A 23,867-nucleotide genomic window follows, 5' to 3' on the forward strand; every position below is an offset into this window, starting at 1 on the left:
GCTTTCACGAGCAGGCTCGCTCCCACATTTTGATATTCGCCAGGCAGCGGTTTATCGGTTTAGAGTGGTCAGCCACACATCGATCCAGGAAGGATCCGCCATGCCAGACCACAACCCCGCCATCCACCTCGAGCGTTTCAACGAATCGCACATTGAGGGCATCACTGCGCTGTACAACGATCCAGCTGTGGCGCGTCAGGTGCTGCAGATGCCGTTTCAGTCCGTTGAGGTCTGGCGCCAGCGCCTGCTGGCGGACAACGAACGGGCGGTGAAGCTGGTTGCGCTGCATCAGGGTGTGGTGATCGGCAATCTGGGGCTGGAGGCTCATTCACGGATGCGCCGGGCGCATGCCGGCAGTTTCGGTATGGGCGTTGCGGTGGCGTGGCAGGGCAAAGGCGTGGGCTCGACGCTGTTGGCGGCGGCGCTGGAGGTTGCCGACAACTGGATGAATCTGCACCGCGTCGAACTCACCGTGTATGCCGATAACGAAGCGGCCATCGGCCTCTACCGCAAGTTCGGTTTCGAGGACGAAGGCCTGTTCCGCGACTACGCCGTGCGGGATGGGCAATGGGTCGACACCCTGAGCATGGCTCGCCTGCGCACTCGTCCGAAAACCTGAATCAGTCGCCCAGGGCGAACGCCACCGCCGACTGTGCATGCAGTTCGGTGGTGTCGAGCAGGGGCAGGGCGCTGTGTTCGGGTTTGATCAACATGCCAATTTCCGTACAGCCGAGGATGATCGCCTGCGCGCCGCGTGCGGTCAGGGATTCAATGACCCGCTGATAGATTTGTCGCGACTGATCGCTGATCACGCCGACGCAGAGTTCGTCGTAGATGATCCGGTGCACGTCCTTGCGCTCGGCTTCGTGCGGCACCAATACCGTCAAGCCTCGGGCAATCAAACGTTGTTTGAGAAAGTCCTGCTCCATAGTGAACGCGGTGCCGAGCAATCCGACCGTGCGTGCATCTATGTTCAGAGCCGCCTGTGCGGCCGGTTCGGCAATGTGCAGAAACGGAATGCTGATCGCCGCCTGAATCTGTTCGGCGACCTTGTGCATGGTGTTGGTACACAGCACCACGCATTCCGCGCCGCCCGCTTCAAGCCTGCGCGCAGCATCGACCAGAATCGCCGCCGCATCGTCCCAGCGCCCGGCGTGCTGGGCCTGTTCGACAGGGCCGAAGTCGACGCTGTACATCAGCATTTGCGCCGAGCGCAACGGGCCGAGACGATCGCGGACTTGCTGATTGATCAGTCGATAGTATTCGGCGCTGGATTCCCAGCTCATGCCGCCGATCAGGCCGATGGTGCGCATTGAAGTTCCTCGGTCAAGGGTGTGGATCAACAGATCCTGACAGGCCCGAAGTGTCCTGCGCTTCAACGCCAGATGCCAGCGCCAGATGAACTGTATCGCTCATCTTTCGCGCAAGTGTCATGGTGCTTTTTCAGGCAGCGGGATGACGTGATTGCAGCCGGCCTCCAATGTCTTGGAATAGCCGACATCCGGGCGCCAGGGTTCGAGGTTCCACTGCGGTTTGTCCCGCGCAATCTCCATATGGCAAATCAACTGATGGCGCATGCCGTGGGTGTTTTTCCAATATCGACTGTTGGAGTAGTCGCGGGTTAGTTCATTCCAGATGAACGGCGTGCCCAAATCCTGAGTTCTGCGCGCGCACGTCGTCGGCGTAATGGAGAGTGACCATTGATAGTCCCGATAGAACCAGTGCGCGCTTTCTATGTACTTGTTACAGCGCTCGACGATAACGATCGTGCTTTCACCCGCAATAGCCGTGGGTGTATCAGTCGCGTGGACGCTGGACGTGGCAAGTACCAGGCCCGTCAATGCCGATACGAAAAAATTGCCGGGTTTGCAGAGCCTGTTCATTGAGTGATCTCTTGATCTGCTGCAGCATATGTAAAAGTGGCCGTACCGGTCGGACTCGCGGCAAGTTCGACGCGAATGATCGGTACGATGATTTTCGGGTTGGTCGAGTTATAGAAATCACGCTGGTTGTATTTCGCATCGGCGAGTTGCGTCGGGTCCTTACTTGAGCCGAGGTAGAAGAACGCGAGGATGGGAAGTTTGTTGGGCTGACCGGCGGGCCAGGTTTTTACGAGTACGTCGTTCCACTCACGGAAACCTAAATCGCCCAGTATGATTTTCGCTCTTAAGGCTTCAATAAACGCTGGGCCGGCGAGTCGGTTTCGTTCATCTCTGACGTCAAAATCGCATTGGCGTTTGTTTTTGTTATCGGGTGCCTTATCCCAGGCCGCTTTGAATTGCTCACCCTTAAAAATATTTGCATCTTGACAGTGGCCACCTTCGGGGAAAGCGGCGTGAGCCACGCAGACCGCAGTTGAACTGCGGTGCCAGCCGTGGGAGTCCATGGGATAAATGCACAGCGTTTGCAGTTGATCTGTGGTGGCAGGTCTTTCCAGTACGGGATACAGGATATAGCCATTGGCATTGTCCCAGGCCAACCTGCCAAAGTTGCTGTCAACACGAAGGTAAGAAAAATTGATACCACCATTTCTTATGGAGGTGGGACTCGGATCCCAGACTTTATAAGTATTGTTCGGGTCTTTTTCCGTAACCCTGATCATCACCCCTGAACATAGAAAGGCAGGTTGCGAATCCACTTTGTTGCAATTGGGGAACTTGCGGGCGTAGAGCGTCGTGAGATAAGTGGCGGTAGCCGGGCCATCCATTCTCTGGCTCTGCACTGCGCTCGCGTCGATTACATCAAGTGATTGCGATGCAGGCTGTGAGCATGCCGTCAACAAACCGATCAGCAAGAATGCGACTATTTTGTACATGATGATTTCCTTTTCCTTCAACTAAAGTTGGAATGGACTTACTGGAGGATCACCTGATCGGCCTGTATGTAAGTAAAAATCGTGCCACTACTGGCAAGCGTCAGACGAATGATCGGTACGATGACTTTCGGATTGGTCGAGTTATAGAAATCACGCTGGTTGTACTGGGCGTCCGCCAGGCCCGCGCTGCCGTTTAAGTAGAAGAACGCCATGATCGGAAACCTGTTGGCAGGGAAGGACTGTTTACATGAAGTGGCAGGGTTGGCGCTGCTGGGGTCGCACCAGGTCTTGATCTGGATTTCGTTGTGATTCTCGTTGCGCGGATTGGGCAGCCCTCTGGCGCGTATGGATTGATAGAACGCCGGGCCGGCCAATGCATTGCGTTCATCCCTGACGTCAAAGCCGCATTGCCGTTGATTGGGGCTGCCGCCGGGCACTTTCCAGACTTCGTACCATTGTTCTGCGGTGGTCACGCCCGCGTTTTGGCATAGCTGGCTTTGCGCTGGATAGCTCGCGTGTGCTGCACAAGGGGTATTGCCACGAGTGTGACTCCAAGCGTCGTACGGGTAAGAGCACAGTATTTGTTGATCAAGCTTGTCTGTGGGCGCTTCGAATATCGGAAAGAGTATGTAGCCGTTGTTATAGCCATAAGCGAAGCGTGTGATGTTGGAGTCTGCTCGCAGATAGGAAAATGTCACCATGCCCTGTTTTACCGAAGTCGGGCTCGGTTCCCAGACTTTATATTTGTTGTCAGGATCCTTGACGGTGACTCTGATTATGACGCCTGAACAGAGAAACGCAGGTTGAGAGTTTGAGTTGTTGCAGTTCGCGTACTTGCGGTCGTACAGGGTTGAAAGGCGTGCGGCAATGGCAGGCCCATCAATGCTCTGGACTATATTGGTAATGGTGGGCGCCGGCAGTTGCCGGGTGTCTTGGGAACAACCGAACAACACAGCGATTAATATGAAACCGATTATTTGGCGCATGATGATTTGCTCTTCACCGTTCAGGGTAATGAGAAATGTCGGTTTGATTGCGGTTGCCCTGCCTCGTAACTCGCTAGAGCCTCACCCTGAGGCACCATGAAAAGATCAGTGGCTCACTGGTCCCGGTACGTTTGAGCGTGTAGTTGAACATCACGTCTTTGCCGCGGTTCTCTGTGATCCACGCCGCTGGAATCGGGAAGTTGGTGTAAGACTCGTTGACGATGTCCACCTCGTCGCTATAGCGGGTGGTCACACCATGCAACGCCATACGCACTCTGTAGGGAGCTTCAAGTGTCGGGTAGTAAACCCTTAAATTGGTTCTGTCCGTATTGATCGTGGGTTGCCCTAGAAGGTGCTTCTGCTCGGTGAATGCCAGATTCAGATCGCGAGAGGGCTTGTCATCGGTAGTGCCGGGCAATCTGACCGTGTAGGTTACTTCTGCCCGACCACCGCCCCCCATAGTGTCGATGACCTCCAGGCGCGGAATCTGGAAATGCAACGTTTCCCCAGGTGTTTTTACAGTCTGCACCTCAGTGGTGTAGGTGAAGTTGCGTCCGAGCCATTGGACTCTTACCGTTTGCCCTGTGTCGGAGCCTGTGTAGTTGACCTCTACCGTGGCGAACTTGGCTTCATAAAAATCCTTGATGAAGTTCAGTAGCGTGCCGCCGGACTCTTTCGCTTCCAGTACCTTGGGCCTGATCAGATCGAGCTCCGGTTGTCGGCGTAAGTGCACATCGATCAACGTGGTTTTTGACCAGATGGCTTGGGGGCCGGAAGAGTTGCCGAGTTGATCGGTGACTCTGAAACGCATGGCGAATTTGGGGTTGTCCTGCCAGAAGTCGATGGCGACCAGTTTCAATACCACGCTGCCTGCCGCTGCTTGCGCCGCGCTGACGACATGCTCTTTTTCCAGGCTATCGCAATAAAGCGTAATGATGTCCCGCTCGCGCATATGGATGTAACGCAGAGTCACATCCACGCCCTTTTCTGCGCGGCCGGCATCGATGCCGTCGGTGATGACATCGGCCGGAAGGCTCATGATCAGATTGGGATTGTCTCCACCCCCCGAAATCTGGTCACCGGGGCGCGGGGTGTAATAGAGCACTTTCAGCGCCTCCGAAGTTTCGGGATCCTGACCGACTCGGGTCACTTGCAGGCGTACCAGGTTGATATCGTTTTTCAATAGTGCGGCAGGTAGATCCATGTTGAACCGCTGATTCTCCTCGCCCGGCTGGGTAACCTTGTTGATCACCGCGACATCCGAGGTTCCGAGCAATATGGCTGCGTCGTCATAGGCGCTATGGTTGAGCCATGGATCGATTAGCAGTTGGAGAAAGCCATTGCTGTGCAACGACAGGGGAACTCCGCCATGTGGCTTTTCCGGATGTTGTATGGCTGTAACCCAGCCTGGAATTATCACAGGGGCGATGTCTTGGGGTTGTGTTTTACCGTTATCGACGGTCATGCGGCTTCTCCGGAACTCAAGCAACTCGAGGGTTTATCTAAAACCCTCTGTCGCTGGCTGCCTACTGTCAGATCTGACAGGTGGAGGGGGCAAATCCTACCGTTCGTCTGGATTAAGCGTATGCGGAGCTTGAATCGGTGGTTAACCGTACGCCAGCACGTTGATCTGCCACTATCGGAGTTCGCAGGCTTTGAGCCGAGGAGTGCAACAATGGACGACGTACAACAACTGGGCGATATGCTTCGCCGCTATGCCGAGAGCGAAGCGCACAAGGCCCAACTGTTCGAGACCCAGTCGGCGGCGTGGGCCGCCCGGATCATCGAGTTGTTCGGCAACATTGAGCAATGGCTTGCGCCGGTACAAATGCCCGATCTGCTGGAAGTCAGCCGTGAGACGTATGTCGCGTTCGGGCCGAGCACGCCGGTGGAAACCTCGACCTTCAAGACGGAAAAGCTGAGCATCGTGATTGCCGGCAAACCGGTAGAGTTCGTGCCGGATGTGATGGGCAGCGCGGGGCAGATTTCCTTGGCGGTGATGGGCCTTACGGCGGCACGTTACGGCAGTATTTCCCTGGTGGGATTGGCAGACGGTGAGTGGCAGTGGCGCAAGACCAATGGGTTGAAGGATCCCGACACGTTTGTATTTGATGCAAATTTTCTGGCGCTGCAATTGCAGAGTCTGATACCGCGGGAACGCGGCTAGCACCATCGGCCTCGCTTGGTCCAGTCCTGCACACGTGACGAGGCCAATCCGGCGGTGACGCTACTGGCTGCGTTTGCAGTGCAGGCACGGTGAGCAGCACGGGCTGAATCAGGGTTTGATCAACTGATCCGTGTCAACGTACTGGAATGTTGCATCGTGGGCTGATGTGGATGGGGGATACAGACGGATCACCGGCACCCAGATTCTGGAAGTCGTGGAATCATAGAAATCCTTCTGATTGTCTCGGGCTTGAGATAACCCGGCATTGTCCCCCCCGGCGATATAAAAGAAGGCCATCAGAGGCAAGGTGTTTTGCAGGTTCTGTGGCCAGGTCTTGATCACGATTTCATTCTGTTCGGAGAAATGTGCAGACACTTGGCTCAACATTGTGCGGGCTCGTACCGATTGGTAAAAAGCCGCTGCAGCCGGCCTTCCGGTTGCCTCGGAAACGTCGAAGCCACATTGTCGAATGTGATGACTGTTGGGCGAGTTATCCCAAACGCTTTTCCATTGCTCGGCGGTGGTCACACCCGCACTTCGGCAACGCTGGCTTGTCGCTGGAAAAGAGGCGTGTGGACCACAGGGGGTGGTGCGGTTCCAGGTCCAGCCATCGATGGGAAAGGAGCACAAAACGTCCAGATCGACCTTGTCTTGCGGCGCACCGAAGATGGGGTACAACATTAATCCATTGCCTTTGCCCCAGGCCAGACGGCCGAATTTCGAGTCTGCCCTGAGGAAGGAAAACGATACTCCGCCGTTCTTGACTGAGGTTGGGCTTGGGTTCCATACGTGATGCGTTTCGCCAGGCTGCTTGTCCGTGACTCGAAGAATGATCCCGGAACAGAGAAAAGCCGGTTGATTGGCTGACTCATGGCAGTTCACGAATTTGGAGTTGTAGAGCTGGTTCAATAGCTCGACCACTTGCGGACCTGTCATTGCTACGTTTGGACTATTGCTGACACCTTGCTCGACCGGTGACTGGGTGGCGATGGGTGAGCAGCCTAATAGTGTTGCAAGGAGCAATGAAAGGAGGGCGTTTCTCATCTTGGTGCTCCCTGGTTCTGACTGGTCAATACCGATGGTCATGTGGCAGTGTTTGGCAGCACGTTGGAAAACGATGCGCTATGAGTGCCGTCTCGTTAGCAACATAAAGACAAACCTGCCACCTGCCTACTGTCAGATCTGACAGGGAAAATACGAAAAATCTACCGTTTGTCGGAGGCGGACTGTCAGAGCAAAATGTGCAGGCAGCGGAGGGGAGGCCCCTCCGCTACTGATTCCTCTCACATTTCAAGATTGATCCAGCCTGGTTTGGCGTCTTCCGGCGCCACCGCTTTCACGGTTTTCCCGGTAGCCAGTTCAACCCGCCGCGCCACCTCGGGGTCATCGGCAAACGGCACCATGCTCGCTTCATCCAGACTGTCCGCCGTCTCCCGCCGCAAGCAGTACTCCACCGCCAGCCAAAGAAACATCACGCCCAACACATCAAAGAAAATCTCCATCACGCGCGACTCCCTGCCTCAGGCGATCTGCGCTTCACTGCGCGCCAGTGAAATGTCGGCCACCCGCACCGTGCGCCACACGTTGTAAGCCATCAACAACATCCCGGTGAGGAAGAACACCCCGCCGGCAAAGCGCACGATAAACCCCGGATGACTGGCCTGTAGCGCTTCGACGAACGAATAGGTCAGCGTGCCGTCCTCGTTGATCGCCCGCCACATCAGGCCCTGGGTGATGCCGTTGACCCACATCGAAGCGATGTAGAGCACCGTGCCGATGGTCGCCAGCCAGAAGTGCAGATTGATCAGCGGCGTGCTGTACATCTGCTCGCGGCCAAACACTTTGGGCACCATGTGATAGGTCGCGCCAAAAGTAATCATCGCTACCCAGCCCAACGCGCCGGCGTGGACGTGGCCGATGGTCCAGTCGGTGTAGTGGGAGAGGGCGTTGACGGTTTTGATCGCCATCATCGGCCCTTCGAAGGTCGACATGCCGTAGAACGCCAGCGACAGCACGAGGAATCGCAGGATCGGGTCGGTGCGCAACTTATGCCAGGCGCCGGACAAGGTCATCATGCCGTTGATCATCCCGCCCCAGCTCGGCGCCAGCAGGATCAGTGACATGGCCATGCCCAGCGACTGCGCCCAGTCCGGCAGCGCGGTGTAATGCAAATGGTGCGGCCCGGCCCAGATGTACAGGGTGATCAGCGCCCAGAAATGCACAATCGACAACCGGTACGAATACACCGGCCGATTGACCTGTTTCGGCACGAAGTAATACATCATGCCGAGGAACCCGGTGGTCAGGAAGAAACCCACTGCGTTGTGCCCGTACCACCACTGCACCATCGCATCAGTGGCGCCGGAATAGACTGGATACGACTTGAACCAGTCCACCGGAATCGACAGGTGATTGACCACGTGCAACATGGCGATCACCAGGATGAACGCACCAAAAAACCAGTTGCCGACGTAGATATGTTTGGTCTTGCGCTGCACCACGGTGGTGAAAAACACGATGGCGTAAGCGACCCAGACCACGGCCATCCACACCGCGCCGGAGAATTCGATTTCGGCGTATTCCTTGGTGGTGGTGTAGCCCAGCGGAAGAGTGACCAGCATGATCACGATCACCGATTGCCAGCCCCAGAAGGTGAACGCGGCGAGTTTGTCTGAATACAGCCGCACCTGGCAGGTGCGCTGCACTGCGTAGTAGCTGGCGGCGAATTGCGCGCTGCCGGCGAAACCGAAAATCACCAGGCTGGTGTGCAGCGGTCGCAGTCGGCCGAAGGTGGTCCACGGCAGGTCCAGATTCATCTCTGGCCACACCAGTTGCGAGGCGATGAACACGCCCATCGCCATGCCCACCACACCCCAGAAAACCGTCGCGATAACGAATTGGCGGACGACCTTGTAGTTGTAAGCCTGTCCGATTGTTGCTGTGCTCATGGTCAGTTCATCCACGGTTGCAAAGTCTTGCCAGGCCACCCGGTCTGGCATGAGCTGCACTGTAGAAACCCCACCAGAAACAAAACAGGCTCAGGAATCTTTGATTTGTGCGGATCAGATTGAAGGGCTGACTGCGGCGTTCTGCCGCGCCCTGATATGGTTTTTATGAGTTCAGGTGAATCTGTAACGTGCTGCGCTGCTTCGTCATAGTGCTCTGAAGAAAACTGTGGGAGCGAGCAGGCTCGCTCCCACAGGAATAACTGATGAGGTGGCAGGCATGTATCAATACGATGATTACGACCGGGCGCTGGTGTTCGAGCGTGTTGCGCAGTTTCGCGATCAGGTCGAGCGCTTCATGGCCGGGGAGTTGAGCGAAGAGGAGTTTTTGCCGCTGCGCCTGCAAAACGGCCTGTACATGCAGAAGCACGCCTACATGCTGCGCGTGGCGATTCCCTACGGCACCTTGAGCGCCGAACAGATGCGCACGCTGGCCAGCATCGCCAGCGATTACGATCGTGGTTACGGTCACTTCACTACGCGGCAGAACATGCAGTTCAACTGGATCGAACTGAGCGACGTGCCGGATATCCTCGAACGTCTGGCGCAGGTCAACATGCATGCGATCCAGACCTCCGGCAACTGCGTGCGCAACATCACCACCGAGGCGTTCGCCGGGGTCGCGGCGGACGAGTTGATCGACCCGCGCCCATTGGCCGAGATTCTGCGGCAGTGGTCGACGATCAACCCGGAATTCCTGTTTCTGCCACGCAAATTCAAGATCGCCATTTGCTCGGCGAAGCAGGATCGCGCGGCAATCATGATGCACGACATCGGCCTCTACCTTTACCCCGGCCGCGATGGGCAGATGCTTCTGCGAGTGATCGTCGGCGGTGGTCTGGGGCGCACGCCGATTCTCGGTTTACAGATCCGCGAAGGCTTGCCGTGGCAGCATTTGCTGTCCTACGTCGAGGCCGTGCTGCGGGTGTACAACCGCCATGGTCGACGTGACAACAAGTACAAGGCGCGGATCAAGATTCTGGTCAAGGCACTGGGCATTGAGGCGTTTGCCAAGGAAGTCGAAGAGGAATGGCGGCACCTCAAGGACGGCCCGGCGCAGTTGACCGAAGCCGAATATCAGCGGGTCGCCAGCGCCTTCGTGCCGCCGGTTTATCACACCCTGGCCGACACCGATCTGGACTTCGGCACGCGCTTGGCCGAAAGCCCGGCGTTTGCCCGTTGGGTCGCGCGCAACGTGCAGCCGCACAAGGTGCCGGGCTACACCAGCGTGGTACTGTCGACCAAACCGGGCATGGCGGCGCCGCCGGGGGATGTCACCGGCGCGCAGATGCTCGTAGTCGCCGACTGGTCGCAGCGTTTCGGTTTTGGCGAGATCCGCATCGCCCATGAGCAGAACATCGTCTTGCCCGATGTTCCGAAAACCGACCTCTATGCGCTGTGGCAACTGGCGTGCAAACACGACCTGGGCAGCGCCAACGTCGGCCTGCTGACCGACATCATTGCCTGCCCCGGTGGCGATTTCTGTGCACTGGCCAACGCCAAATCGATCCCGATCGCCCAGGCGATTCAGGCGCGTTTCGATAATCTTGATTACCTGCATGATCTGGGTGATATCAGCCTGAATATTTCTGGGTGCATGAACGCCTGCGGCCACCACCACATCGGCAATATCGGCATCCTCGGCGTCGATAAGAACGGCAGCGAGTGGTATCAGATCACCCTCGGCGGCGCCCAGGGCAAAAACAGCGCGCTGGGCAAAGTCATCGGCCCGTCGTTCAGCGCCGCCGAGGTGCCACAGGTGATCGAGCGGATCATCCGCACGTTTGTGCGCTATCGCGAGCACGAGGAATTGTTCGTCGACACCATCGCGCGGATCGGCCTGGAGCCGTTCAAGGAACGGGTCTATCCGAAGACGCTGGAGGCGGCGGTATGAACAATCTGTTGCGGCTGGAGCAGGGCGTGGCGCGGATAGTGACAGACGATCCGTGGACGTTGATGCGCGAACCATCGACGCTAAGGCCGGAGGGTTTGCTGATATTGCCGCTGATGCATTGGCTGGAATCACCGTCGACTCATGCGGTGTGGCTCGGCCCCGACGATGAGGTTGAAAGTCTGGTGCCGTGGCTGGCCTCTTTACCGCTGATCGCACTGGATTTTCCGAGCTTTCGCGACGGGCGTGCTTACAGCCAGGCTTATCTGCTGCGCAGCCGGTTCGGCTGGGCAGGGGAGTTGCGCGCGATTGGCGACGTGTTGCGTGATCAGCTCAGCCATATGCGCCAGTGCGGGTTCGACAGTTTTGCGGTGCGTGAGGACAAATCGGCTGAGGATGCGCTGAAAGGATTGGCCGGAATGAGCGTGTTGTATGGGCGCTCAGTCATCGAACCACGTCCGTTGTTCCGGCGGCGCTGACGCTTGAAAAGATCGCAGCCTTCGGCAGCTCCTACATGAGGTCAAGGGTAGGAGCTGCCGCAGGTTCGGGCCGCGTTCGGACGATCTTTTGATCTTCGAAGTACACCGGGGAAACCCCTAGAAACCTCCTGACTCGGGCATTTTCCCTTGGGTGAGTGGTGGCCTTTTGGTAGAGTCGCCGTCGCCAGCGGGTTTTCGGCTGGACGATGGAACCGAAGAAGGGAGTCTGATCAGTGAGTCCGGGCAAAAAAATCCTCGGCCTCACAGCGTTGCTGTTAATGGTGACGCTGTGGGCCAGTTACTTTTATGTATTCAAGGAAAACCGCGACGGCCAGCTCGGCGGCGTCGGCGAAAGCACCGCGTGGTGTGGCACACCACCGACTACGGAAGCAGCGCTGCTGGGCAAGGACCAGTTGACCTTGCGCGTCACCAATAACCTGCGCGGCGAGTTCATGCTCAGTGGTTCCCTGGTGGTTTCCGAACGCACCTTCAACCGCTACGACCTCGCTCGCAATGAACTGCGCCTGCGTCTGGAGCCGTTGCAATGGTCCTACGGCGTCACGCCGATCTTCCTTGAGCAGGTCAAGGTGCAGCCGCTGAGCCGCAACCTGTCGGCCACCAACAAAAGCGCCTACGCCGAACTTGAACCGCGCCCGATTGGCGTACAGGGTCAGGTCACCGAGTTCCCGTTCGACACCTACCGCTACGGCTATAAGCCGGTGCTCTATTACCTCAAGGGCAGCGAGCGCATCGACCTGCGCTTCAAGAACATCACCACGTTGATGGAGATGTCCAACACCTTCACGCCGATCCAGAAGTACAACCGCGTCGACTACATCAACGAGAAAACCTCGATGATCCGCGACGAGGATTACAAGGCGTACGGGCCGCACGAATGTGCCTTCAGCGTCGAGCGCAAAGGTTCGTTCAAGGTGGTGGTGTTGTTGCTGCTGTTGGTGTTGTGCCTGCCGTTACTGCTGGTGTTTTACCGCAATGAACCGGGGATCGACTTCCTTGCCACGCTGTTGGGCGCCGCGATCGTGCGGGTGCTGCTGATCGGGCCGGTGCAGGACTTCCAGCTGTACAACATCGACTTCCTGTTGGGGGCGGCGATTTTGCTGGTGGGCACGGTGTCCTTGATCAAGGCGATGCACATCAACAATCGGCGGGAGATGGCCTTGCGCAGTGGTGAGACTTCGTCCTGGTAACGGGGTGAACCCCTGAAAAGCCCCTCACCCTAACCCTCTCCCGGAGGGAGAGGGGACTGACCGAGGTGTCTGGCGAGCGACACCGACGTGACAGACCGAGTTGATTATGGATTCCAAGCCAATCGATCACGTCGGTGCATCTCTCGAATCTCCCCCAATCGGTCCCCTCTATCTACCTCTGAGAGAGGGGACTGACCGAGGTGTCTGGCGAGCGACACTGACGTGAAAGACCGAGTCGATTATGGATTCAAAGGCAATCGCTCAAGTCGGCGGAACTCTTGAATATCCCCCAATCGGTCCCCTCTCCCTCTGGGAGAGGGCTAGGGTGAGGGAAGACAATTTCCAGCCGGTCACTTAAGCGCCGGATCCCCCATGTTCATCTTCTTCCACCCCTGCAACAGCACTTGCGGGCGTTCTGGCTCAGCTTGTTCCAATGCAGCGGATTCTTGAAACTCACCAATGGCCAAGAGCTCGATGCAGCGTTGCCGGATGCTAGACGTCTTTCAAATGACGCTTGTGATCCGCCGCGCAGCCTTGCGTGAATATTGTGCTGTGCAATCGCAATTACTGAAGTTTTAGCTATACCTGTAATTCCCCCGGGCAAAGTTTTTCGGCCTTCTGACAGGAGTTACAGCATGAAGCTAGCAGTGATGATGGGCACTCTGTGCATTGCCACCGTCGCAATGGTGGGTTGTTCCAGCAAAACCGTCGACCCGAAAGAGTACTCAGGATTCCTCAAAGACTACAGCCAGCTCAAGGAGGCCAAATCCCCGTCCGGTGCCGAGGTGATGCGCTGGATCGATCCGAAGGTCGACGTCAGGAAATTCACCAGTGTGTACATCGAGCCGACTCAGCTCTACCCGAAACCGCAACCGACCGCGAAAATCTCCCAGCAAACCCTCAATGGCATCACTTCCTACTACGATCAGGCGCTCAAACGTGAGATCGGCAAAGACTTGCCGTTGGCCACCGGTCCTGGCCCGGGCGTGATTGTGGTGCGTGCGGCAATCACCGCCGTGAGCAGCTCCACCGAAGGCCTGCATGCTTACGAGGTAATTCCGATTGCGTTGGTCGCCGCTGCGGTCAGCACCGCCAGCGGTATTCGCGATCAGGAAACCACCCTGGCCACCGAAGCGGTGTTCCTCGATGGCGCGAATAACAAGGTCGTCGCGCAAGTGGTGCGCAAAGGCACCGGCAAGCCACTGGAAAATGATTCGCAGGCAATGAGCACCAATGACGTCAAACCCGTCATCGATGGCTGGGCCTCAGACCTGCGTCAGTCGTATCTGAAGCTCAAGAAAGCCAAGTAAGCGCACGAGGCCGGATTGTCCGCGAGGACCGTCCGGCCTGTGCACACCCTCAGAAATTGGCGCGTGCCTGGCGGTTGTATTGGCTGAGTAGGGCGTCGTAGCCATGGGTGACGGCGTAGTAATCGTCGCTCAAGCGTTGCGGTTCGGCGTGGTTCTGCCAGTCCTTATGCAGGGTGTTCAGCGCGTCGAGATAGCTTTGCGCTGGCGCACTGATGTGCCGCCACAGCTCCCGCGCGTCATCGTCCTTGTTTCGAAATCCACCCTCGCGAAGAGCGATGAAGGGCGCGCGACGATTCCACGCCTGTTGCAGATCGGCGGTGGTATCGGCCACGGCTTGCGGGGTCAGGGTGCGGTGTTTCATCCCGTCTTCGAGCAGCTCCAATGTCTCCCGGGCTTGCATCATGTACGCCAGCAGAGACCAATGAATCTCCCTGCCCACCCGCGCTTCCAGCAGCTTGAGCTGCTCGGAGCGCTGTGCCACATCAAGTGGCAGCAGTTCCTCTCGCAAGGCTGTCGATGCGTTGATGTAGGCATTGCTGGCGGCCTGGATTTGCCCCGAGCCCTGTGACAACCGGGCGAGCGGCGTGGCATAAAAGTTCGCACTTCTGTCGAGTCGCTCCGGCGTAAAGATCACCGCCGCGCCCTGCAGTGCTTGCGCGTAGTCACGGACTTTTTGCGAAAGCACTGGCTGATAGGCCAAGAGTTCGAGTTTTTCGTTGATATGACTGAGGCAGAGATCCTTTTGGATGTTCTGCACGGTGTACGCATCCGTGTTGTCGAAATCCCGAGCCTCAGCAAGATAACTATCGAATGCATTACCTGCTGGTCGCGGACGCTCGAATTTGTCGTAGGCGTTGCGCCAGTGCACATCGACACGGTTGACGCATGCAATGATCGGACTCAACGCATTGGCCTGTGCGGTCACCACTGAGTCGCGCTGATCAAGCCACAGGTCGAGCTTCAGGAACGGTCGGGTCGCGCTCGACAGCCCCATCACCACCAGAACGACCACTACGCCGCTGACAAACATGAATCTCGACGTCATGGCCGTGCCTCCGCGGGATACCACTGCTCGCGGGTGGCCGGGGCGCCGCAATCGAAAGAACTCGCCGGCAACCGGCTACACAAACGCTCCGCCCAGGGTTGCAGACCCTGATTGCGGTTGACCGTGCCTTGGCTGGCGGCCACTTTGAACACACCCAGCACCAGCACCAGGGCGACAACGCCGAGTAGCGTCAGGCCGATTTTCACCGGCAGGTTAGTCTTTTCCCAGGACGTGTGTGGCTTGACCTGACGGCGACGAATCAAACCCACGCAGGCCAGTGTGGCGGCATAGACGACGCCGGCGATGGGGCCGAAAAACCAGCAGAGTCCGGCCACCATCAATGCGCAGGGAATCAGATCGCGCAGTACGCCGAACGGCGCAGCGTCCTTGGCAAAACCCGGCCAAAACCGTGCGCTGAGGCGGTCATCCAGCAGCCAATGGGTGTGCGCCAGTTCGTGCGTCAGCCAGTTGATGCCCGCAGCGATCACGCCAAACACGATTGTTGAGGTCATGACGATATTGATCAGCCCGGTGACGCGCAGCCCCAGCGGAATGAAATGAGTAAACGCACCGATCAGACAGGCCAGCACCACGCCAACGTAGGTCGGCCATTCGCCGCGTTTCAGTTCCCAGTCGCGCCAGAAAAACGCGGTGCCCCCCGGCAACTCTGCGCAGACCTTCGGATGATTGGCATACAGCGCCGAACTCAAATGTCGGCAATGCTCCCAATCTTTCTCACGCAGGCGTCGGGCCAATGCGCGACGCTGGTTGAACGGGCCAGTGCCGAGCAGCAGGCGGGCGGCGCGGTGTTCGGCGGTGGCGGGCGGCTCTTCGGCGAGTTGACGCTGTTGCGCGATAAAAATCGGAGCTTCATGGCGCGCGACCAGACGTTTCCATTCATCTTTCGGGCAACGGTTGGCCGGACCGGAATGCCAGCCCTGGCCCGCGCAGACCTGTTCGAAAATAGCGGAAGACCAGTATTCGCTGTCCAGCAGCAATCGACTGAGGAACAGGTTGAACCACTGCCGGTGCACTTCAGCGTCGAGCCAGAGGTATTGCGCACACTGTGCGTAGGCCTGCAAAAAGGCCGCACTGTCCTCACGTTCGAGGGCATCACGCAGCGGTCTAGTCATGCGTTCCCGCTGGTGATCGAGCAAATGTTCGATGGATTCCTCGTCCAGTTCCAGCCGCTGCCAGGCACTGAACCAGTGATACGTCTGCACCGCCCAATCGACCATCGGCGCCGATGTATCCGGGTGCTCGATGCAATGCTGCAGCAGGGTCTCTTCGAGGATATGCGCGCAACCCTCTTCAACGGCGAGGGCATGGCGCTGTTGCAATTGTGCAAGGCTGGTGTCGGCCAGCGAGCGGGTCGCCTGCTGCAAGGCATCGACTTCGACTACGGTCAGACCGGTCAAGTCCCAGGCGTCTTCATCAGCCCCGTGGTCCTCGCTGGCCTGCGCCCATTCCTTGTAATTCAGGGCTTGCTCGTAGGCGTCACGCAGGCGCTGGAAGCCCTCGGCGTCTTCGTCCGGACGGGTCTGTTTGAGCAGGGCGGCGTATTGGCGTTTGATACTGCGCGTATCGGCGTCGGCCGTGAGGCCAAGGACGGTCCAGCAACTCATTGCGTGTACAACTCCATGAAAACCTGCGACGCGGTCCAGTGATGGCACTTTGATTTTGCGCACCCTACCTGTTTCGCGTGAAAAAGTCCTCAGCTGTTGCTTATTGGCCGACAAACCAGCGGCAGTATGGGTTGCCGTCGATGCCGGGCATCACCCGCCAACTGACCCTGCAAGCGGACGGCGCACTGGCGACAGGAGCTGGCGAGTGACACGAGGTTAGGATCTTTCGATTGTGTTTTTTAAATGCAAAATCAAAAGTTCGTCCGATCGCGGCTCGAGCCTTCGGACGCTACTACATATGCGTATTTCAATTCGGGATGTTTAAACGTTGTTTGGAATTTGCGGAACGTTCCCACAAGGTTTTCAGGTTGTCCGTCGGACGTCGGGTCTCTAGCCTGTGTTCGTCGCTGCCAAATCAGCGACCGGGACTGGAAACCCCGGGGGAAAACTGAACGCAACAGCACCGTTCATGACGTATGCTTGCGCACCTTTTTTTGGTGCGTACTTAGTTATGGCGGCTGTGCGTGGGGGACCTTCGGGTCGTCCGGGTTTCTCTGTCCCCCGGGTTTCCAGCCTGCGTACAGCTGCCACCCATTCGACCGGAAGCCGAATGGACCAGCTCCACCGTTCGGATAGAGAAAACACTATGAAAAAGCCAACACCCAATCCCCCAGAATCAGACACCGACACCACATCCCCCTACGCCTCAGTCGACAGTAAAAAACTCCACGAAGCCGCCGACCGCGCCCTCGATTTCTACCTCAACCCCAGCGCCCATATCATGTCCAGTGCCAACGAGCCGGAACCCATGTACCTCGCCAATCCCAGGTACAACACTGAATCCCTGCTCGCCAACGCCAGCGAAACCCTAGGCTCGGCCAGTGAAATGCTGATGAACTTCGCCGCCTCGCTGGAAACCTCGCAGCGCAAGACTGCATTGGGGATCGCACAGGTCGTCATGTTGGGGGAACTCGCGGTGAATCAAGCCTTGGATCACGTCGAACTCAAGAACTGATCTCCCTTGAATGATCGTTCCCACGCGCAGCAAAGGAATGCAGCCCTTGACGCTCTGCGTCAAATTCGCAAGCTGGAACGCAGAGCGTCCCTTGAGGCATTCCCACTGCACTGGGTATCGCACAGGTCGTCATGCTGGGTGAACTCGCGGTGAATCAAGCCCAGGATCACGTCGAGCTCAATAACTGATCTCTGTTGAATGATCGTTCCCACGCTCTGCGTGGGAATGCAGCCCTTGACGCTCTGCGTCAAATTCGCAAGCTGGAACGCAGAGCGTCCCTTGAGGCATTCCCACGCAGAGCGTGGGAACGATCAAGATCCGCTCTATGCCCGAGTGATCGATTCTGTAGCTGTCGAATGAAATGAGGCTGTGATCTTTTGACTTTGCTTTTTGAGATCAAAAGATCGCAGCCTTCGGCAGCTCCTACATAGGATCTCCGGTTTAGCCGTTTTTCTTGGCCTGTTCGCGGACACGCTCTTCCTGTTCCCGCGCTTCAGGAGTGAACTCAGCGCCGAAGTCTTCGGCAGAAAATATCTGACGGATTTCAATGTCAGACTCGCCCGGCATCGGATTAGGGCAGCGCTTGACCCATTCGATGGCTTCTTCTTTTGATTTCACTTCCCAGATCCAGTAGCCGGCCACCAGTTCTTTGGTTTCGATGAACGGCCCGTCGATGACCGTGCGTTTGTCACCGGAGAAATGCACGCGAGCACCTTTGCTACTCGGGTGCAGGCCATCGCAATCGATCAGGATGCCGGCCTTGACCAGTTCTTCGTTGAAGTTGCCCATCGCGGTGATCAGCTCTTCGCTGGGCATGATGCCGGCTTCCGAATCGGCGCTGGCTTTGACAAGGATCATGAAGCGCATGGCGGTTACTCCGTGAGTTTGGTGGGATTCATTGCTTAGTCGAACGGGCCACACTTGAATCGACAGGGTCTCTGGTAAAAGTGCGGAGAATTTTTCACACCGCAGATCTAATTGTAGGAGTGAGCCTGCTCGCGATAGCGATGTGTCATTCAACATTTGCGTATATGACACACCGCTATCGCGAGCAGGCTCACTCCTACAGGGGGATGGTTGTGGTTTTGTATACAATTTTTCGCGCAGGCACCCAACAATTTCCAAACAGGGCATAGGTCGTCGGACCATTTCGTGGTTAACTTCGGCCTCTTGCATGCTTTCCAATCAAAACATCAGAAGGACTCAAGTCATGGCTCAAGTCACCCTTAAAGGCAATCCGGTTCAAGTCAACGGCCAGTTGCCACAAGCCGGTTCCAAGGCGCCAGCCTTTTCTCTGGTTGCCGGCAATCTGTCCGACGTCACCCTGAAAGACTTCGCCGGCAAGCGCAAAGTGCTGAACATCTTCCCAAGCGTCGACACCCCGACCTGCGCCACTTCCGTGCGCAAGTTCAACGCTCAGGCCAACGACATCGCCAACACCGTGGTGCTGTGCATCTCGGCTGACCTACCGTTCGCGCAAGCGCGTTTCTGCGGCGCCGAAGGTCTGGAAAACGTACAAAACCTGTCGACCCTGCGCGGTGCCGAGTTCATCGAGAACTACGGCGTGGCCATCGCTGACGGCCCGCTGAAAGGCCTGACCGCTCGCGCCGTTGTGGTGCTGGACGAAAACGACAACGTCCTGCACAGCGAACTGGTCAAGGAAATCGCTGAAGAGCCTAACTACGAAGCGGCGCTGTCCGTTCTCAAGTAAGCGCTTTTACAATTGTTAACGGCCTGGCCCTGTCCAGGCCGTTTTCATTTGTGTATCAGTGTTTTGCCTCACACCTTGAAACGTAAGTTGAAGGTAAATTGCCGGTAAAGCTGCTTTGCTATTTCCCCACCAGTGCTTATCGTTCAGCCTCCCGTAAAAGAAGCCCACGCGCCCAATGGTTAATGACTCCATGCAATCGTCCCCTCGTAACTCCCGTCGCTGGCTGATCAGCCTGCTGGTCTTGTTGGTGATCGCCGTCCTGTGCTGGAAATTCTGGCCCGCCGGTTCAGCCCACAAAGAGGGCGCCGACAAAGCTGCGGCCGGGCACACCGGGCGTTCGGGGATGATGCGGCCGGGCTTCGGTGGCGGCACCGGGCCGATTCCGGTGCGCGTGGCGCCGGCGGTTACTGGCGACTTCCCGCTGTACTACAAGGCGCTGGGCACGGTGACCGCGCTCAACACCATCAATGTGCGCAGCCGGGTGGGCGGCGAGCTGGTCAAGATCAATTTCGAAGAAGGGCAGATGGTCAAGGCCGGTGACCTGTTGGCCGAGATCGACCCACGCCCGTATCAGAACGCCTTGCTACAAGCCGAAGGCACGTTGCTGCAGAATCAGGCGCAACTGAAAAACGCTCAGGTCGACGTCGAGCGTTATCGCGGTTTGTACAAAGAGGACAGCATTGCCAAACAGACGCTGGACACCGCCGAAGCGCTGGTCGGTCAGTATCTGGGCACGGTCAAGACCAATCAGGCCGCGGTCAACGATGCCAAGCTCAATCTCGAATTCACCAAGATCCGCGCGCCGATTGCCGGTCGTGTCGGCCTGCGCCAGGTCGACGTCGGCAACCTCGTCACCGCCAATGACACCACGTCCCTCGCGGTGATCACCCAGACGCAACCGATCAGCGTCGCTTTCACCTTGCCGGAAAACAGCCTCGAAACCGTGCTCGCGCGTTATCGCAGCGGCGCCAAACTTCCGGCCGAGGCGTGGGACCGCGGCGACAGCAAACTGCAAGCCACCGGCGTTCTGCAAAGCCTCGACAACCAGATCGACGTTGCCACCGGCACCTTGAAGTTCAAGGCCCGCTACGATAACCGTGATCAGGCGCTGTTCCCCAACCAGTTCGTCAACGTTCACTTGCTCGCTGACACGCTGAAAGGCGTGGTGCTGGCACCGTCGGCGGCCATCCAGTTCGGCACCAACGGCACCTTCGTCTATGCACTGGATGGCGACAGGAAAGTCACCATTCGCCAATTGAAGATCGGCGCCAGTGATGGCGAAAACACCGTGGTCACCGAAGGCCTGGCCGCCGGCGACCGCGTGGTGCTGGAAGGCACCGACCGCCTCAAGGAAGGCAGCGAAGTGGAAGTGGTCAACGACAGCAATCAAGTGCCGACCACTCCAACTGAACACCTGCAAGGCAAATCTGCTGCCACCCCGACTGACGCTGCTGTCACCGACAAGGCCAAGAAGGGCGCATGAACATTTCGCGGCTGTTCATCCTCCGACCGGTAGCCACCACCCTGAGCATGCTGGCCATTGTTCTGGCCGGCTTGATCGCTTACCGCCTGCTGCCGGTTTCGGCGCTGCCCCAGGTCGACTACCCGACCATCCGCGTCATGACCTTGTATCCCGGCGCCAGCCCGGATGTGATGACCAGTGCCGTAACTGCGCCGCTCGAGCGCCAGTTCGGGCAGATGCCGGGCCTGACGCAAATGGCCTCGACCAGTTCCGGCGGTGCGTCGGTGCTGACCCTGCGCTTCAGCCTCGACATCAACATGGACGTCGCCGAGCAGCAGGTGCAGGCCGCGATCAACGCCGCGACCAATCTGCTGCCCACCGATTTGCCGGCGCCGCCGGTGTACAACAAGGTCAACCCGGCAGACACCCCGGTGCTGACCCTGGCGATTACCTCGAAAACCATGCTGCTGCCCAAACTCAATGACCTGGTCGATACGCGTATGGCGCAGAAAATCGCCCAGATCAGCGGCGTCGGCATGGTCAGCATTGCCGGCGGCCAGCGTCAGGCCGTGCGCATCAAGGTCAACCCGGAAGCGTTGGCGGCCAACAGCTTGAACCTGGCGGACGTGCGCACCTTGATCAGTGCTTCCAACGTCAACCAGCCGAAGGGCAACTTTGACGGCCCGACGCGGGTGTCGATGCTCGACGCCAACGACCAACTGACCTCGCCCAAGGATTACGCCAACCTGATCCTCGCCTACAAGAACGGCGCGCCGTTGCGGCTCAAGGACGTGGCGGAAATTGTCGATGGCGCCGAGAACGAACGTCTCGCTGCGTGGGCCAACCAGAATCAGGCGGTATTGCTGAACATCCAGCGTCAGCCGGGTGCCAACGTCATTGAAGTGGTCGACCGCATCAAGGCGCTGCTGCCGAGCATCACCGACAACCTGCCTGCCGGCCTCGAAGTGACGGTGCTGACGGATCGCACGCAGACCATCCGCGCCTCGGTCACTGACGTGCAACACGAATTGCTGATCGCCATCGCCCTGGTGGTGATGGTGACGTTTCTGTTCCTGCGGCGCGCCAGTGCCACGATCATTCCGTCGGTGGCCGTGCCTCTGTCGCTGATCGGCACTTTCGGCGTGATGTATCTGGCCGGCTTCTCGGTCAACAACCTGACCTTGATGGCGCTGACCATTGCCACCGGTTTTGTGGTCGACGACGCCATCGTCATGCTCGAGAACATTGCGCGTTTCATCGAAGAGGGCGACAGCCCGATGCAGGCCGCGCTCAAAGGTGCCAAGCAAATTGGTTTCACCCTGATTTCCCTGACCCTATCGCTGATCGCAGTATTGATTCCGCTGTTGTTCATGGCCGACGTGGTCGGGCGGCTGTTCCGCGAGTTCGCCATCACCCTGGCCGTGGCGATCCTGATTTCGCTGGTGGTCTCGCTGACCCTGACGCCGATGATGTGCGCGCGTCTGCTCAAGCGTGAACCTGAAGAACACGAGCAAGGCCGTTTCTACCGTGCCAGCGGCGCTGTCATCGACTGGATGATCGCCGAGTACGGTCGGATGCTGCGCTGGGTGCTCAAGCATCAGCCGCTGACCTTGCTGGTGGCTATCGGCACACTGGCGTTGACCGTATTCCTTTACATGGTCGTGCCGAAAGGCTTCTTCCCGGTGCAGGACACCGGGGTGATTCAGGGCATTTCCGAAGCGCCGCAGTCGATCTCCTTCGCCGCGATGGGCGAGCGTCAGCAGCAACTGGCGAAAATCATTCTGCAAGATCCGGCGGTGCAGAGCCTGTCGTCCTACATCGGTGTCGACGGCGATAACGCCACGCTCAACAGCGGCCGCTTGCTGATCAACCTCAAGCCCCATGGCGATCGCGATCTAAGCGCCACTGAAGTGATTGCGCGCCTGCAACCGCAACTGGACAAACTGGTCGGCATCCGCCTGTTCATGCAGCCGGTGCAGGACCTGACCATCGAAGACCGTGTCAGCCGGACCCAGTATCAGTTCAGCATGTCCTCGCCGGATTCCGAACTGCTCAGCCAGTGGAGCGGGCGACTGGTCGAAGCGCTGGCCCAACGGCCGGAATTGACCGACGTTGCCAGTGATTTGCAGGACAAGGGTTTACAGGTCTATCTGGTGATCGATCGCGATGCCGCCTCACGCCTTGGCGTTTCGGTGGCGAACATCACCGATGCGCTCTATGACGCTTTTGGCCAGCGGCAGATCTCGACCATTTACACCCAGGCCAGCCAGTACCGCGTGGTGCTGCAAGCCCAGGCCGGAGAGAAGATCGGCCCGCAGGCGCTGGACCAGATTCACGTCAAGACCACCGATGACGCGCAGGTACGCCTGTCGAGTCTGGCTCATATCGAGGAGCGTCAGGCGCAACTGGCGATCACCCATATTGGCCAGTTCCCGGCGGTAATGATGTCGTTCAACCTCGCGCCCGGTGTGGCGCTGGGGCATGCGGTCGACATCATTGAACAGGTGCAGAAGGACATCGGCATGCCGGTCGGCGTGCAGACCCAGTTCCAGGGCGCGGCCGAAGCGTTCCAGGCTTCGCTGTCGAGCACCTTGCTGCTGATTCTGGCGGCGGTGGTGACCATGTACATCGTGCTGGGCGTGCTGTACGAGAGCTACATTCACCCGATCACCATTCTCTCGACCTTGCCGTCGGCGGCCGTCGGTGCCTTGCTGGCGTTGCTGCTCAGCGGCAATGATCTGGGCATGATCGCGATCATCGGCATCATCTTGCTGATCGGTATCGTCAAGAAAAACGCGATCATGATGATCGACTTCGCCCTCGATGCTGAACGCACGCAAGGCATGGCGCCGGAACAGGCGATCTATCAGGCCGCGCTGCTGCGCTTCCGGCCGATTCTGATGACCACGCTGGCGGCGCTGTTTGGTGCGGTGCCGTTGATGCTCGCGACCGGTTCCGGCGCTGAATTGCGTCAGCCGCTGGGTCTGGTGATGGTCGGTGGTCTGCTGGTGAGTCAGGTGCTGACGCTGTTCACCACGCCAGTGATCTACCTGTATTTCGACCGCCTCGGTCGGCGCTTTGGCAAGACCAATGCTGACACTGAAGAGGTGTCGGTATGACTTCGCGAGCATCACACATCCCTTGTGGG

21 protein-coding genes are annotated in these 23,867 nt (G+C 58.1%); 10 read left to right on the forward strand and 11 right to left on the reverse strand.

Features of this window, described 5'->3' with window-relative positions; all coding sequences use genetic code 11:
- The first annotated feature begins 100 nt into the window (after window positions 1-100).
- Entirely contained in the window at window positions 101-619 is a 519-nt protein-coding gene (locus CLU80_RS27645; RefSeq protein WP_093433034.1) for a GNAT family N-acetyltransferase, read from the forward strand.
- A 1-nt stretch (window position 620) separates the two neighbouring features.
- Here the strand turns inward: CLU80_RS27645 and CLU80_RS27650 are convergent, their stop codons facing one another.
- From CLU80_RS27650 to CLU80_RS27670, 5 genes are all read right to left on the reverse strand, one after another.
- Complete coding sequence (locus CLU80_RS27650) at window positions 621-1,313, reverse strand: aspartate/glutamate racemase family protein (RefSeq protein WP_099759027.1); 693 nt, start codon at window positions 1,311-1,313, stop codon at window positions 621-623.
- 117 nt (window positions 1,314-1,430) lie between these two features.
- Complete coding sequence (locus CLU80_RS27655; protein ID WP_099759028.1) at window positions 1,431-1,883, reverse strand: DUF2599 domain-containing protein; 453 nt, start codon at window positions 1,881-1,883, stop codon at window positions 1,431-1,433.
- The gene (locus CLU80_RS27660) at window positions 1,880-2,815 is read right to left on the reverse strand and encodes a halovibrin HvnC (RefSeq protein WP_099759029.1); all 936 of its coding nucleotides are present in this window, start codon (window positions 2,813-2,815) and stop codon (window positions 1,880-1,882) included. Before CLU80_RS27660 ends, CLU80_RS27655 begins: the two co-directional genes overlap by 4 nt.
- A 38-nt stretch (window positions 2,816-2,853) precedes the next feature.
- Entirely contained in the window at window positions 2,854-3,801 is a 948-nt protein-coding gene (locus CLU80_RS27665) for a halovibrin HvnC (protein ID WP_093433023.1), read from the reverse strand.
- 73 nt (window positions 3,802-3,874) lie between these two features.
- Complete coding sequence (locus tag CLU80_RS27670) at window positions 3,875-5,266, reverse strand: hypothetical protein (protein ID WP_286079794.1); 1,392 nt, start codon at window positions 5,264-5,266, stop codon at window positions 3,875-3,877.
- A 210-nt stretch (window positions 5,267-5,476) separates the two neighbouring features.
- Here CLU80_RS27670 and CLU80_RS27675 point away from each other — a divergent pair, with 210 nt between their 5' ends.
- Window positions 5,477-5,968 carry a hypothetical protein gene (locus tag CLU80_RS27675; RefSeq protein ID WP_093433020.1) on the forward strand — a complete coding sequence of 164 codons (492 nt, stop codon included), beginning with the start codon at window positions 5,477-5,479 and terminating at the stop codon, window positions 5,966-5,968.
- Between the two features lie 108 nt (window positions 5,969-6,076).
- On the opposite strand, the gene CLU80_RS27680 is transcribed toward CLU80_RS27675, so the two are convergent.
- From CLU80_RS27680 to ccoN, 3 genes are all read right to left on the reverse strand, one after another.
- Window positions 6,077-7,012 (reverse strand): halovibrin HvnC, encoded by a 936-nt coding sequence (locus CLU80_RS27680; protein ID WP_093433017.1) that lies wholly within the window; start codon window positions 7,010-7,012, stop codon window positions 6,077-6,079.
- 239 nt (window positions 7,013-7,251) lie between these two features.
- Window positions 7,252-7,470 carry a CcoQ/FixQ family Cbb3-type cytochrome c oxidase assembly chaperone gene (locus CLU80_RS27685; RefSeq protein ID WP_093433014.1) on the reverse strand — a complete coding sequence of 73 codons (219 nt, stop codon included), beginning with the start codon at window positions 7,468-7,470 and terminating at the stop codon, window positions 7,252-7,254.
- Between the two features lie 18 nt (window positions 7,471-7,488).
- Entirely contained in the window at window positions 7,489-8,916 is a 1,428-nt protein-coding gene (ccoN, locus tag CLU80_RS27690) for a cytochrome-c oxidase, cbb3-type subunit I (RefSeq protein ID WP_099759420.1), read from the reverse strand.
- A gap of 277 nt (window positions 8,917-9,193) precedes the next feature.
- On the opposite strand from ccoN, the gene nirA reads away from it, so the two are divergent.
- The 4 genes from nirA (at window position 9,194) to CLU80_RS27715 (ending at window position 13,861) form a co-directional block, all read left to right on the forward strand.
- Complete coding sequence (nirA, locus tag CLU80_RS27700) at window positions 9,194-10,867, forward strand: nitrite reductase NirA (protein WP_099759030.1); 1,674 nt, start codon at window positions 9,194-9,196, stop codon at window positions 10,865-10,867.
- The gene (locus CLU80_RS27705) at window positions 10,864-11,343 is read left to right on the forward strand and encodes a DUF934 domain-containing protein (protein WP_099759031.1); all 480 of its coding nucleotides are present in this window, start codon (window positions 10,864-10,866) and stop codon (window positions 11,341-11,343) included. Before nirA ends, CLU80_RS27705 begins: the two co-directional genes overlap by 4 nt.
- A 233-nt stretch (window positions 11,344-11,576) precedes the next feature.
- Window positions 11,577-12,551: a hypothetical protein gene (locus tag CLU80_RS27710; protein ID WP_099759032.1), complete on the forward strand. Its 975-nt coding sequence runs from the start codon at window positions 11,577-11,579 to the stop codon at window positions 12,549-12,551.
- Window positions 12,552-13,186: 635 nt separating this feature from the next.
- A complete protein-coding gene (locus CLU80_RS27715; protein WP_093433003.1) occupies window positions 13,187-13,861 on the forward strand; it encodes a DUF3313 domain-containing protein in 675 nt (224 codons plus the stop codon).
- 49 nt (window positions 13,862-13,910) lie between these two features.
- Here the strand turns inward: CLU80_RS27715 and CLU80_RS27720 are convergent, their stop codons facing one another.
- Together CLU80_RS27720 and CLU80_RS27725 are read right to left on the reverse strand one after the other, a co-directional pair.
- A complete protein-coding gene (locus CLU80_RS27720; RefSeq protein WP_099759033.1) occupies window positions 13,911-14,906 on the reverse strand; it encodes a DUF3829 domain-containing protein in 996 nt (331 codons plus the stop codon).
- Window positions 14,903-16,531, reverse strand: a complete 1,629-nt coding sequence (locus tag CLU80_RS27725) for a J domain-containing protein (RefSeq protein WP_099759034.1) — start codon at window positions 16,529-16,531, stop codon at window positions 14,903-14,905. The genes CLU80_RS27720 and CLU80_RS27725 overlap by 4 nt, the downstream gene beginning before the upstream one ends.
- A 646-nt stretch (window positions 16,532-17,177) precedes the next feature.
- Here CLU80_RS27725 and CLU80_RS27730 point away from each other — a divergent pair.
- The gene (locus CLU80_RS27730; protein ID WP_099759421.1) at window positions 17,178-17,546 is read left to right on the forward strand and encodes a DUF6124 family protein; all 369 of its coding nucleotides are present in this window, start codon (window positions 17,178-17,180) and stop codon (window positions 17,544-17,546) included.
- A 441-nt stretch (window positions 17,547-17,987) separates the two neighbouring features.
- On the opposite strand, the gene CLU80_RS27735 is transcribed toward CLU80_RS27730, so the two are convergent.
- Complete coding sequence (locus tag CLU80_RS27735; RefSeq protein WP_099759035.1) at window positions 17,988-18,413, reverse strand: YciI family protein; 426 nt, start codon at window positions 18,411-18,413, stop codon at window positions 17,988-17,990.
- 343 nt (window positions 18,414-18,756) lie between these two features.
- On the opposite strand from CLU80_RS27735, the gene tpx reads away from it, so the two are divergent.
- From tpx to CLU80_RS27750, 3 genes are all read left to right on the forward strand, one after another.
- Window positions 18,757-19,257 (forward strand): thiol peroxidase, encoded by a 501-nt coding sequence (tpx, locus tag CLU80_RS27740; RefSeq protein ID WP_007914372.1) that lies wholly within the window; start codon window positions 18,757-18,759, stop codon window positions 19,255-19,257.
- A 175-nt stretch (window positions 19,258-19,432) separates the two neighbouring features.
- Window positions 19,433-20,740: an MdtA/MuxA family multidrug efflux RND transporter periplasmic adaptor subunit gene (locus CLU80_RS27745; protein WP_099759036.1), complete on the forward strand. Its 1,308-nt coding sequence runs from the start codon at window positions 19,433-19,435 to the stop codon at window positions 20,738-20,740.
- Window positions 20,737-23,838 (forward strand): MdtB/MuxB family multidrug efflux RND transporter permease subunit, encoded by a 3,102-nt coding sequence (locus CLU80_RS27750; RefSeq protein WP_099759037.1) that lies wholly within the window; start codon window positions 20,737-20,739, stop codon window positions 23,836-23,838. The genes CLU80_RS27745 and CLU80_RS27750 overlap by 4 nt, the downstream gene beginning before the upstream one ends.
- Window positions 23,839-23,867: the final 29 nt, after the last annotated feature.

This window comes from Pseudomonas sp. 29 (assembly GCF_002754355.1).
GTDB classification, from domain to species: domain Bacteria; phylum Pseudomonadota; class Gammaproteobacteria; order Pseudomonadales; family Pseudomonadaceae; genus Aquipseudomonas; species Aquipseudomonas neuropathica.